We start from the raw sequence: 14,480 nt of genomic DNA, 5'->3' as shown, positions 1-14,480 counted from the left end.
ATGTCAAGACGACTGACAACGCTCCATACAAAGCAGCGCAACCCACTCTGGTATTTATATCGTTATATTCGCTTTACAAAGATGTTTAAAAATACATTGATTATTGAAGTAACACGTTATGTCCCATTTGTGCGTTGGAAGCGTGCCATATACCGCCGCTTATTGAAAATGAATATTGGGACCCAAACGGCATTTGCGTTTAAAGCTGTGCCAGACTTGTTGTATCCTGAGCGCATTACCATTGGCAACAATGTGATTATTGGTTATAATGCCACAATATTGACGCATGAATTTATCATTGGTGCATTGCGCGTAGGTGACGTAAAAATTGGCGACAATACATTAATTGGCGCGAATGTGACTATCCTACCAGGTGTGACGATTGGACGAAATGTCCGCATTGGTGCTGGTAGCGTCGTTTCTAAAGATGTGCCTGACAATGCCACGGCATACGGTGCGCCATTACAAATTAATCCGAAGAAATAAAGAGAGGTGACAATGATGACACAAGAACAGAAAGTGATACCATTCAATCAAGATGTGGCACTCTACTATAAAATAGCGACACAGAAAGTACGTCAACAATCTTATGACAAAGCGCGCCACTATTTAGAAAAAGTGTTGGAATTGTCACCGGATCATTTTGAAGCAAGAGAACAACTTGCGATCTGTTATGAAAAATTACGAAACCTACGTAAAGCAGAAGCGCTTTATTATGATGCAATTAGTGATGGTAGAGATCTCGAAGCATCCTATTATGCACTGAGTCAACTGAATATCACAATGAATGAGCCGAACAAAGCTTATTTATTCGGCTTGAACTATGTATTTACTTCAGGTGATGAAGATTATCGCGATGAGTTAGAAAGTATGTTTGACGTGTCGTTTCATGAGGAAGCGACTTTAAAACAAGAAAGTCAACTTTTTACCGTGCAAGTCATTTTTCAATATTTGTTCGGTGAAGGTCGCTTATTAGATGCTCGCACGTATATTTTAAGGCAAGACGAAGACATACAAGACAATCGCATCGTGCGTAATTTACTGGCGATGTGCTATTTATATTTAAATGAAAATCAAATCGCTAAAGAGATGTACGAAAGATTGTTGCGTGAGGATCCATCAGACGTATACGCATTGTGTCACTATACACTGTTGTTACACAATATGAATGAACAGCAACTATTTGAACGTTATGTCCAACGCTTGAATAAAATTATGCCGATGAATGATGATGAAACGTTTAAGCTTGGGATTGTTTTAAGCTATTTGAAACAGTACGAAGCATCACAACAATTACTGATTCCACTCCATCGCAAAGGCAAATTTCAAACGTTCCAACTGTTCAATGCGTTATCCGTCAATTATTATTACCTGGGAAATAGAACGCAAAGCGAATATTTTTGGAATAAGTTAGCGACATTTAGCCGTGCCTATCCGGGACTCCCTCCATGGGTCATTGATTCCCGTATCGCTTATTTTGATGAGCATATCGCACCGTTGTTGATGAGTGAAGACCAACACCGTCGACTCTATGGGCTATTCTTATTAAATCAGCTAAATGGTAAAGAAGTATTGATGACACGAGACGTTTGGGAAATTTTAGAATCGTTAGGCGACTACGAAAAGTTGTATTTATCGTACCTTATACAAGGATTGCATTTAACGAAGTTGGACTTTATTCATCGCGGTATGTTGGCATTATATGAGGTGCCAACGACGAGAGAGGATACCGCTTTGTATTTGCGATGGATTGCATATGCGGAAGACCTACTTGCAATGGAGATTGACAAAGAAAATGTGAAGCCTTTTATTGCAGCAGTCGTCTTTTTATATTTGAATACAACAGAGGCGCCGCAAAGTAAAGAAACGTGCTGTCAGATGTTCGGTGTGACTGAAGAAAGCTTTTCAGCCGCGTTGGATACATTGATGAGCATATAAGTTTAGACAAATAGTCAAATATCGTAAAATAACTATGATTATAATAAGAGGAGGAACCATCCATGTCAGAACAAGTAAGATATGATGTTGCGATTATTGGTGCAGGCCCAGCAGGCATGACTGCAGCTGTTTATGCATCACGTGCAAACTTAAACACAGTGATGATTGAACGCGGTATACCAGGAGGTCAAATGGCAAACACAGAAGAAGTCGAGAACTTCCCTGGTTTTGAAATGATTTCAGGTCCTGACCTTTCTACTAAAATGTTTGACCACGCAAAAAAATTCGGTGCAGAGTATAAATACGGAGATATTAAAGGCATTGAAGATAAAGGTGATTATAAAGTCATCGATTTAGGTTCAAGCCAAGTTGAAGCAACAGCGGTCATTATCGCAACAGGTGCAGAATATAAAAAAATTGGTGTACCTGGAGAAGAAGAACTTGGTGGTCGCGGTGTAAGCTACTGTGCGGTATGTGATGGTGCATTCTTTAAAAACAAAAATGTCTATGTCATCGGTGGCGGAGACTCTGCAGTAGAAGAAGGGACATTCTTAACGAAATTTGCAGATAAAGTAACGATTGTACACCGTCGTGACAAATTACGTGCACAAAAAATCTTACAAGATCGTGCATTTAAAAACGAAAAAATCGACTTTATTTACAATCACACATTGAAATCAGTCAACGAAAAAGACGGCAAAGTGGGCTCATTAACACTTGTATCTACAGTAGACGGTTCAGAACAAACTGTGGAAGCAGATGGTTTATTCGTTTATATCGGTATGCAACCTAACACGAAACCATTTGAAGATTTAGGTATTACAAATGATGCAGGTTATATCGTCGCAAATGATGATATGAGTACAGCTGTTAAAGGTATTTATGTTGCGGGTGACGTGCGTGAAAAAGGTCTACGTCAAATCGTTACAGCAACAGGTGACGGTAGTATTGCTGCACAAAGCGTTCAAGCCTATATCGAAGCGTTGGAAGACTAAGCTACGATAGCTACAATCATATAAGTAACACATAGAGACTGGACACATCATCGTTCAGTCTTTACTTATGTATTGGGAATCGTCTATAGCCGCGCTAAAAAACTGTTTGTGACTGTGTGTGTAATCGTGAAGAATATCGATCATTTTGTGACTACGGCTACTACTTAAGACTGTTTTCATGTACACTAAAAGAGACTAAAATGGGATGGTGGTTATATATATGCAAGACATAGAAAATAAAGAAACAATGAAAAGAGAATTAATTATCGTTACAGGATTATCAGGTGCAGGGAAGTCTGTAGCTATTCAAAGCTTAGAAGATCTAGGCTACTTCTGCGTCGATAACCTACCGCCAATATTACTGCCTAAGTTTATCGAATTAATGGTTGAAGGGACACCGTCACTACAAAAAGTCGCCATTGGGATAGACTTGCGAGGACGTGAATTTTTCCAAAGCTTTGTCCAAGAAATCAACAAAATTCAAGATGATGCGCAAGTACAAGTTAAAATACTGTTCGTTGATGCTGAAACGAAAAAGTTGATTTCACGATACAAAGAAACACGCCGTCAACATCCATTACAAAAGAAAACAGGATTAACTTTGATGGAAGCAATTACCGAAGAGCGTCAACTTTTATCTGAAGTGCATAGTATTTCAAGTTTTACTGTTGATACGACAAAGCTCACACCGAAGCAGTTGAAAAAGCGCATTGCTGAATATTTTAATAAAGCAGAAGATCCGTCTTTTACAATTAACGTGACAAGCTTCGGCTTTAAACATGGTATTCAAATTGATGCAGATATTGTATTTGACGTACGCTTTTTACCAAATCCATATTATATTGAATCGTTACGTCCATTGACGGGTATGGATACATCTGTCTATGAGTATGTGATGAAGTGGGAAGAAACAGAAACGTTCTATCAAAAGCTACTCGATTTATTACGGTTTACAATTCCGGGCTACCAAAAAGAAGGAAAGTCTCAGTTAGTCATTGCCATCGGTTGTACAGGCGGTCAACATCGTTCAGTTGCTTTGGCAAGACGTTTAGCAGAAGAATTACAGCAAATATATGACTATAATATTTATGTGTACCATCGCGATGCACACATTGAAAGTGGAGATTAACATGAAACAACTCAAATTAGTGCTAATAGGAGGCGGCACAGGCCTTTCTGTATTAGCGAGAGGGTTAAGATCGTTTCCAATAGATATTACAGCAATCGTTACAGTCGCAGATGATGGTGGCAGTACAGGGAAGATTCGTCATGAAATGGATATTCCAGCACCTGGTGATGTGCGTAACGTACTTGCTGCCTTGAGTGATGCAGAGCCGACTTTAGAACAACTTTTTCAATATCGTTTTGAAGAAGATAAGATTAGCGGCCATTCACTTGGAAATTTACTTATTGCAGCCATGACCAACATTACGCACGACTTTGGGCATGCGGTCAAAGAACTTAGCAAAATTTTAAATATTAAAGGTCGCGTTATTCCATCAACCGTTTCAAGTGTTGCGTTACATGCAGAAATGGAAGATGGCGAAATTGTCATAGGAGAGTCAAGTATTCCTAAAAAACATAAAAAAATTAAACGTGTTTATTTAGAGCCAGCAGATGCAGAACCGATGGACGAAGCGGTAGAAGCACTGCGTGACGCAGACTTGATTGTACTAGGACCGGGTTCGTTGTATACAAGCGTGATTTCAACGCTATGTGTGAATGGCATCAGTAAAGCATTAATAGAAAGTACTGCTAAAAAACTATACGTGTCCAATATTATGACGCAACCGGGAGAGACGGATAATTACACAGTTGTGGATCATATTGATGCGATACATCAACAACTTGGACAAAACGTCTTAGACTTTGTCATTGCGAATGAATTGAAATTTGATGATGAAATTTTAGAAAAATATGAAGAAAAAGGTGCAAAACCTGTATTATATGATGAAGCGGCATTACAAGAACGTGGTGTTGAGTTAGTGACAGCAAAAGACTTAGCACTTATTTCAGAAAACCATCATGTCCGTCATCGTACGGAAATATTGGCAGAGATGATTTATGAAATTGCCCTTCAAGAAATTAGTACGATCGAATTTGATCCAGATCAGCTTAAATCCACAAAGTAACGGTTAATAGAGAGAAAGGGAGTCAATCATATGAGCTTTGCATCAGACATGAAAAATGAATTAACGAGAGTCGAAGTGAATAATGATGATGCTATGGCAGAGCTCAGTGCGTTGATCCGTATGAATGGTGCACTTAGCCTGTCCAATCAGCAATTTGTCATCAATATTCAAACGGAAAATGCGACAACAGCACGACGTATTTACTCATTAATTAAGAAAGTATTTAACGTAGAAGTTGAAATATTAGTACGCAAAAAAATGAAACTTAAGAAAAATAATATTTATATTTGTCGTATTAAGATGAAAGCAAGAGAAATTTTAGATGAATTGGGGATTCTAAAAGAAGGTAGCTTTACACACGATATTGATCCAGCGATGGTTGCTACAGATGAAATGCGACGCAGTTATTTAAGAGGTGCATTTTTAGCAGGGGGGTCGGTCAATAACCCTGAAACATCATCGTACCATTTAGAAATTTTTTCATTGTACGAGAGTCATTCAGAAGGTTTAACAGAGTTGATGAATCAGTACGGTTTAAATGCGAAAAAGTTAGAACGTAAAAAAGGCTGGATTACGTATTTAAAAGAAGCGGAACGTATTGCGGAGTTTTTAAGCTTAATCGGTGGTTACCAAGCTTTGCTTAAATTTGAAGATGTGCGTATCGTACGTGATATGCGTAACTCCGTAAATCGCCTTGTAAACTGTGAAACAGCGAATTTGAACAAAACTGTGAGCGCTGCTATGAAGCAAGTGAAAAGTATCGAGTTAATTGATCAAGAGATTGGTTTAGATAACTTACCAGACCGTTTAAGAGAAATTGCAAAACTGCGCATCGAAAACCAAGATGTTTCTTTAAAAGAACTTGGTGAAATGGTTAGTACAGGCACCATTTCTAAATCAGGTGTCAACCACCGTTTGCGAAAGCTGAATGAAATGGCAGATAAAATTCGCAACGGCGAGCGTTTTGAGATTTAAAAAAGAATATAACGATTGAATAAGACATACGAGTCTCAATGAGAGAGGCACGTATGTTTTTTTTGTTTTCAGAAAGGTGGAAAATATTATAGGATAATAAAACTAGATGTACAGAACTATTAAGCTTTATTTTTAATTAAAATTAAAGAATAAATTAAATTTTTTGCAATGATTGTAAATCAATTGATAGAAAATAATTAGATTAAAGAAAACGCTTAACAATGCATTGTTATAGAGTTTTAAAGGTGTCTTAGAATAATTGAAAAATGATATTTTCAAAATTTTCATAGATTTTATTTAAAATGATTGCAAAAGTATTGTATTTTCTATTGATTAAAATACTATTGTGATATATGATATTCAAATAGTAATATAATATTACTTTTTAAAAAGGAGTGTTTATTTTGAAAAAATTGGATTTTTTGCCTAATCGAAAAAATAGGTATTCGATTAGAAAGTACACAATTGGAACAGCGTCTATTTTAATCGGTGCTACTTTAGCTTTAGGTATTGCGAATGACGAAGTACAAGCTGAAGAGCAAAGTAATGCAGGAAGAACTTTAACGACAACGGAAAATGGAACAGACGTAGCTAATGACACAGACGTAGAGAATAAGCCAACAGCAGAATTAGCAACTAACGAAACGACAGCAAATGAAAGCGAAGTTCCAACTGTTGAAACGCAACCAACAACTGAAGAAGTTGTTGATCCAACAGTGGATAACGGTGAAACAACAGTGGATGAAGCAACAGAAGCAGTAGAGCCAGCTGCGAGTGAACCGACACCTGAGAAAGTAACTGAAGAAGTTGCCCCAAAAACAGAAAATACAACAGTAGAATCAGACGAGAATGTGGAACCGGTATCAACTCCGCAACCTGCAGTAAGCACTACTAATAATCAAACACGTCCTGAGGGAACTGCTTTTCGTTCAGTAGCTGATAGAGCGAGACCAAATGATGCGACAGGTAATTTAGTAAACAATCAAGTGACAATGGGTAGCTTTAACCTTGAGAATAAACCATTTTATCCTAACAGTGGTGAATCTTTAAACTTTAGCGGTTCATTTAAAGTGGAAGGTAATGTAAGAGAGAATGATTACTTTACCTTTGTGATTCCAAATAACTTAAGTTTAGATGGTGACATTGATTATTCAAATGTAAATAACATTACAGATTTACCTAACTTATATAGCAATACAGGTGAATTAGTTGCAACAGGTTATTACAATACAGAAAACAAAACAGGCACATACGTATTTACAGATTACGTAAATGATAAAGATAATATTGCTGGAAATTTTACATTACCAATTTTTACTGACCGTAAAAATTCTTTGAGAAATGGTACGTATAATGTTGAATTTGATATGGCTGGTCAAAAATATGTAGGTGATGTCGTAATTGATTACGGTAATCCTGCACAAGGTCATGAATACGGAGCGAATATTACATCAACGATTACAGAAATAGACATCGCTTCTGGTAATAGAGAATATAAACAAACAGTATACGTCAATCCACAAAAACGTAATTTGAAAAATACAATGGTTACGATTCAAGGATATCATGATGACGCAACTGCAAGTAGTACAGTTATTTCAGCTGATCAAACAAACTTAAGAGTTTATGAAGTGATCAATGGCGAAAAAATTACAGACAGTTACTATGTGGATCCAACAAATCCTAACTACAAAGATGTTACAAATGATGTATTACCGTATGTAACATACAATAATGACAATTCACTTAGCATCAACTTTGGCAATATTGATAAAACATATATCGTTACTGTCGATGGACATTACCAAGACAATGGTGAAAATGTAAAAACAAGAGTTAAAATGAAAACTGAAGATGCCTATACAGGCTACGGAAGTGACTTCTACTGGGATAATGAAAACTTCTTGTACAATGGCTCAGGTAATGCAAATGGTGATCAAAGTGTAGATGAAAGTGATGCAGACGCTGATTCAGATTCCGACAGTGATTCCGACTCAGACAGTGATTCAGATGCGGACAGCGACTCTGACTCAGATGCAGACAGCGATTCAGATGCGGACAGTGACTCAGATGCGGATAGCGACTCTGACTCAGATGCAGACAGCGATTCAGATGCGGATAGCGACTCAGATTCCGACGCGGACAGTGACTCGGACGCAGATAGCGACTCTGATTCAGATGCAGACAGCGATTCAGATGCGGACAGCGACTCAGATGCGGACAGCGATTCAGATGCGGATAGCGACTCAGATGCGGACAGCGACTCAGATTCAGATGCGGACAGTGACTCAGACGCAGACAGTGATTCAGATGCGGACAGCGACTCAGATGCGGACAGCGACTCAGATGCGGATAGCGATTCAGACGCAGACAGTGACTCAGATTCCGACAGCGACTCAGACGCAGACGGCGATTCAGATGCGGACAGCGACTCAGATTCAGATAGTGACTCAGACGCAGACAGTGACTCAGATTCCGACAGCGACTCAGACGCAGACAGCGATTCAGATGCGGACAGCGACTCAGATTCAGATAGTGACTCAGACTCAGACAGTGACTCAGACTCAGACAGCGATTCCGACTCAGATAGTGACTCAGACGCAGACAGCGATTCCGACTCAGATAGCGATTCTGACTCAGACAGCGATTCAGATTCCGACAGCGACTCAGACTCAGACAGTGACTCGGATTCCGACAGTGATTCTGATTCAGATAGCGACTCAGACTCAGATAGCGATTCCGACTCAGATAGCGACTCAGACTCAGACAGTGATTCTGACTCAGACAGCGACTCGGATTCAGATAGCGATTCTGACTCAGATAGTGACTCAGATAGTGACTCAGATTCGGATAGTGACTCAGATTCCGACAGCGATTCTGACTCAGACAGCGATTCAGATTCCGATAGTGACTCGGATTCAGATAGCGATTCCGACTCAGATAGCGACTCGGATTCAGACAGTGACTCAGATTCAGACAGCGATTCTGACTCAGATAGTGACTCAGATTCAGATAGCGATTCCGACTCAGATAGCGACTCGGATTCAGACAGTGACTCAGATTCAGACAGCGATTCTGACTCAGATAGTGACTCAGATTCAGATAGTGACTCAGACTCAGATAGCGACTCAGATTCCGATAGTGATTCCGACTCGGACAGCGACTCAGATTCCGACAGCGACTCAGACTCAGATTCCGATAGTGATTCCGACTCGGACAGCGACTCAGATTCCGACAGCGACTCCGACTCAGATTCCGACAGCGATTCTGACTCAGATAGTGACTCAGACTCAGATAGCGACTCGGATTCCGACTCAGATAGTGACTCCGACTCAGATAGCGATTCAGATTCAGACAGTGACTCCGACTCAGATAGCGATTCAGATTCAGACAGTGACTCCGACTCAGATAGCGATTCTGACGCAGACAGTGACTCTGACGCAGAAAGTGACGCAGATGCTGATGCAGATTCTGATTCAGATAGCGATTCAGATTCTGACGCTGAAGAAGATAAAGATGGCAATGTTGATAAAGATGCAGATAATAAAGATCATAAAGGTACTGGCCATGGTCAATTACCTGACACTGGTAATGAAAAAGGTATGAATGGTACGTTATTCGGATCATTATTTGCGGGATTAGGTGCACTATTCTTATCATCAAAACGTCGTCAAAAACGTAACGACGAGCAATCATAATTGGATATTAAAATAAAAGGCCGTGCGATTTTGCACGGCTTTTTTCATACATTTTTTAAGCTGATAATAAATAAATAAATAAAGTGCGTCAAAGTTGGATAACAGCATGTAAGAGATAAGGTCAGTTAAGTAATGAGATAAGTAATGGTTAATATATGTAGCAAAGTTTAGAGAGTAAACAATTAAAATATTTTATTATAATAAAGTCTAGATTTAATATTTTATACTTTGAATAGTAATGAACTTATCACTAAATGAGTATTGTGTACTAAATTAAAGCTTAGTAGAAATGAGGAAGTGCTAATACAAAAATTGTGATATAAAGCAGGGGTAATATGTATAAATGAATACTTTTGTTATCCCTTGATAAATTTTATTCAAAATAATTGTGAAACTATAAGGATTCCTATTGATTAAAATATTATTGTTATATATAATTCTGTAATAGTATTATAATATTATTTTTAAAGGAGTGTTCATTTTGAAGAGAAAGCTAGATTTTTTACCTAATCGAAAAAATAGGTATTCGATTAGAAAGTACACAGTGGGTACAGCCTCCATTTTGATTGGTGCTACTTTGGTCTTTGGTGTTGCGAATGATGAAGCACAAGCCGAAGAAAATGATGGTGTTACAGAAGCTTTATCGACACCAGATGATTCTGACAAGTCTATTGAAGAAAAAACATCAGAAGAAGTAGTTGATGAGAGTCAACTAAATGAAGAAGCAGAATCTACTACTGAAAAAGTTGACACAATAGTTAGTGAAGAAGTCGATGAAGAAAAAACAACTGAAACGTCAGTAACTGATGAAGAGACAAAAGTTGATGAAGAAGCAGACAGCCAACCTGTGCGTGAAGTAGAAAGAACGGCTACACCTACCCCTGATGCCAATACCTCTGAAACGCCTAATACTACGAATGTCACACTCGAACATGTTGAAAAAACACCTATTAACGAAATTGTATCAACAGAGCCATCAACATCCACAGATACAACCTCAGAACAACCTACGACAGAATCTATTTCTGCAATTAGTGTCGAAAAAAATCACATCGAAGAAACATCTAATACCTCAACGAATAACCTTAATGTAGACAATACTCGTACAGAAGCAACAGCACCACGAACATCATTTAGAAGTGTTGCATCACAACCAACAGCATTTCGTGCAGCAGAAACACCTTCTGGCAGAAATGTAAATGACAAAGTTCAAGTGTCTAATATTAACTCAACAATCAAAACATCAAATGGTGGCACAAGAAATGAATTTTGGGTAACAAGTGGTGACTATCTAGAAATCTCAGGTAACTATAGCGTTGACAATGACGTGCACGCTGGTGACTATATGACTTTTAACTGGGGACGTTACTTCCGCCCAGGTGGTTTACATTTACCACCAATAGCAGTTGATTTATATAGTAGAGATGGACAAGTTGTTGCAAAAGGATCTTATGATTTAGCAACTAATACATCAACTTATACATTTACAGACTATGTAGATAAACTTGATGATGTATCAGGTAGCTTTAAAATCACAGGTTATGAAAACAAAAAAGAAAATACAATTGATAAAAATAGTTATCCTCTTGAGTTGAACTTTGCGGGTGAAACATATAGAAAAGATATCGTGGTTGATCATGGTTTAAAACCAGACAGTTATGTTCAAGGTAATGCAAATTATATTGATAGACAAACAAATGATCAATATATGACAACTTACCTAAATCAACGTGGGGATATATTAGATCCACAAAAATTAGATATTGTTGTCAAAGGTTATACAATTGATAAATCTAGTATCCAAGTGTACAAAGTAACAAACAAAAGTCAATTTTGGGCGAATGGTAACCCGGATACTAGTGGTTTAGAAAAAGTACGAATTCCTTCTAATGGTATCACGATGAGTGCAGATGGAACGAGAGCATCCATTAATCCATCAGTCATTCCATTCAATAGAAGACAACAGTATATCGTTACGTATAAGCTGGTCCGAACAGTCGATGATGCAAAAAGCAGACAAGTCACAAATGAACTACGAAATGTTGTAAATAATACTACTACTCAATATCACAATTACTACCCTGGTATTTTCAGTGATGTTTCAGATGCGGAAGGTAGACCAAGTATTCCTACACCACCACCACTTTATAAATTAGGTGACTATGTATGGGAAGACACAAATAAAGATGGTATTCAAGATGCAGATGAACGTGGTATTGCGAACGTACCAGTTATCTTAAAAGATGCACAAGGTAAAGAGATTAAACGTACGACAACAGATGCTAACGGGAAATACATTTTTGAAGAATTAGAAGCAGGTAATTACACAGTAGAATTCGGTACACCAGAAGGATATATTTCAACTACAGTAAATCAAGGAAGTAATGATGCAGCTGACTCAGATGGTTTGAGTGTCAATGTAAATCTTCAAGCTGATGACCTCACAATTGACTCAGGATTCTACAAAGAGCCTAAATTAAAATTAGGTGACTACGTATGGGAAGATACAAATCGTGATGGTGTTCAAGATGACAATGAGCGTGGTATTGCGAACGTACCAGTTATTTTAAGAGATAGCCAAGGTCTTGAAGTGGCAAGAACAACAACAGACGAAAATGGACGTTATCTATTTGATAATTTGGACAAAGGTAAATATACAGTTCAATTTGGTACACCAGAAGGTTACATTCCGACAAAAGTAGACCAAGGTGAAAATGATGCAGTTGATTCAGACGGTTTAACTGTAAGTGTAGATCTTCAAGCTGATGATTTAACAATTGATTCAGGCTTCTACAAAAAACCTAAGCTAAAATTAGGTGACTACGTATGGGAAGACACGAATAAAGATGGTGTTCAAGACATCAATGAAAAGGGTATTCCTAACGTCAATGTTATTTTAAAAGATGACCAAGGCAATGAAATTAGCCGTACAACAACAGATGAAAACGGTGGATACATCTTTGAAAACTTAGACGAAGGTAATTATATTGTAGAATTTGAAACACCAGAGGGATACATTCCAACAAAAGTAGATCAAGGTGGAAACGATGTAGTTGACTCAGATGGTCTCAAAGTAAACGTAACACTTGAAAAGGATGACTTAACAATTGACTCAGGCTTCTACAAAGAACCTAAGTTAAAACTGGGTGACTACGTATGGGAAGATGCTGACAAAGATGGTATCCAAGACCCAGACGAAAAAGGTATCTCAGGCGTAACAGTCATCTTGAAAAATAAAGATGGCGAAGAAATTGGACGCACAACAACAGATGAAAATGGTGGATATGGATTTGAAGAGTTAGAGCCAGGTGATTATACAGTAGAATTTGAAACACCAGAAGGTTATAAACCAACAACACCAGATCAAGGTACAGATGATGGAAAAGACTCAGATGGTTTAGTCGTTAAAGTAACGCTAGAAGAAGACGATGTCACAATTGACTCAGGTTTCTACAAAGAACCTAAGTTAAAACTAGGTGACTACGTATGGGAAGATGCTGACAAAGATGGTATCCAAGACCCAGATGAAAAAGGTATCTCAGGCGTAACAGTTATCTTGAAAAATAAAGATGGCGAAGAAATCGGACGTACAACAACAGATGAAAATGGTGAATACGGTTTTGAAGAGTTAGAACCAGGCCATTACACAGTAGAATTTGAAACACCAGAAGGCTATAAACCAACAACACCAGATCAAGGTACAGATGATGGAAAAGACTCAGATGGTTTAGTTGTTAAAGTAACGCTAGAAGAAGATGACTTAACAATTGATTCAGGTTTCTACAAAGAGCCTAAGTTAAAACTAGGTGACTACGTATGGGAGGATACAAATAAAGACGGTGTCCAAGATCCAGATGAAAAAGGTATCTCAGGCGTAACAGTTATCTTGAAAAATAAAGATGGCGAAGAAATCGGACGCACAACAACAGATGAAAATGGTGAATACGGTTTTGAAGAGTTAGAACCAGGCCATTACACAGTAGAATTTGAAACACCAGAAGGCTATAAACCAACAACACCAGATCAAGGTACAGATGATGGAAAAGACTCAGATGGTCAAACTGTAGAAGTAGATCTTGAAGAGGACGACTTAACAATAGACTCAGGTTTCTATAAAGATATAGACGATACTGATGCAGATGCAGACTCAGATTCAGACAGCGACTCAGACGCCGATAGTGATTCTGACTCAGACAGTGACTCTGACTCAGATAGCGATTCAGATTCCGACAGCGATTCCGACTCAGATAGCGACTCAGATTCAGACAGTGACTCAGATTCCGACAGCGATTCAGATTCCGACAGCGATTCCGACTCAGATAGCGACTCAGACTCAGACAGTGATTCCGACTCAGATAGTGACTCGGATTCAGATAGCGACTCCGACTCGGACAGCGACTCAGATTCCGATAGTGACTCCGACTCAGATAGTGACTCAGACTCAGACAGCGACTCGGATTCAGATAGCGACTCAGATTCCGACTCAGATAGTGACTCAGACTCAGATAGCGATTCCGACTCAGACAGTGACTCAGACTCAGATTCGGACAGTGACTCAGATTCGGACAGCGACTCCGACGCAGATAGCGATTCCGACGCAGATAGCGATTCAGATTCCGACAGCGACTCTGACTCAGATAGTGATTCCGACTCAGATAGTGACTCAGACTCAGACAGTGATTCCGACTCAGATAGTGACTCAGACTCAGACAGCGACTCGGATTCAGATAGCGACTCAGATT

General features: G+C 38.6%; 8 protein-coding genes. All 8 read left to right on the top strand.

The window, feature by feature from the left end:
• On the top strand, positions 1-486 hold the full coding sequence (locus tag TP70_RS00865; RefSeq protein WP_044358657.1) for an acyltransferase: 486 nt from the start codon (positions 1-3) through the stop codon (positions 484-486).
• 12 nt (positions 487-498) lie between these two features.
• Positions 499-1,938 (top strand): tetratricopeptide repeat protein, encoded by a 1,440-nt coding sequence (locus TP70_RS00860; protein WP_244914284.1) that lies wholly within the window; start codon positions 499-501, stop codon positions 1,936-1,938.
• Between the two features lie 62 nt (positions 1,939-2,000).
• Positions 2,001-2,933 carry a thioredoxin-disulfide reductase gene (gene trxB, locus TP70_RS00855; protein ID WP_044358656.1) on the top strand — a complete coding sequence of 311 codons (933 nt, stop codon included), beginning with the start codon at positions 2,001-2,003 and terminating at the stop codon, positions 2,931-2,933.
• 220 nt (positions 2,934-3,153) lie between these two features.
• Entirely contained in the window at positions 3,154-4,062 is a 909-nt protein-coding gene (rapZ, locus tag TP70_RS00850) for an RNase adapter RapZ (RefSeq protein ID WP_044358655.1), read from the top strand.
• Position 4,063: 1 nt separating this feature from the next.
• Complete coding sequence (locus TP70_RS00845) at positions 4,064-5,065, top strand: gluconeogenesis factor YvcK family protein (protein ID WP_044358654.1); 1,002 nt, start codon at positions 4,064-4,066, stop codon at positions 5,063-5,065.
• Positions 5,066-5,095: 30 nt separating this feature from the next.
• Positions 5,096-6,040, top strand: a complete 945-nt coding sequence (whiA, locus tag TP70_RS00840) for a DNA-binding protein WhiA (RefSeq protein WP_044358653.1) — start codon at positions 5,096-5,098, stop codon at positions 6,038-6,040.
• A gap of 404 nt (positions 6,041-6,444) precedes the next feature.
• Positions 6,445-9,738, top strand: coding sequence for a fibronectin-binding protein FnbA (locus tag TP70_RS11890; protein ID WP_169743592.1), 3,294 nt, complete (start codon positions 6,445-6,447; stop codon positions 9,736-9,738).
• Positions 9,739-10,219: 481 nt separating this feature from the next.
• Positions 10,220-14,480: SdrD B-like domain-containing protein (locus tag TP70_RS12960; RefSeq protein ID WP_156962249.1), on the top strand; the 4,261-nt coding region annotated here is incomplete at its 3' end.

Origin of the sequence: Staphylococcus microti (genome assembly GCF_000934465.1) — a bacterium.
GTDB lineage: Bacteria > Bacillota > Bacilli > Staphylococcales > Staphylococcaceae > Staphylococcus > Staphylococcus microti.
The sequence above is the reverse complement of the archived record's forward strand: the minus strand, read 5'-3'. Positions and strand labels throughout refer to the sequence as shown.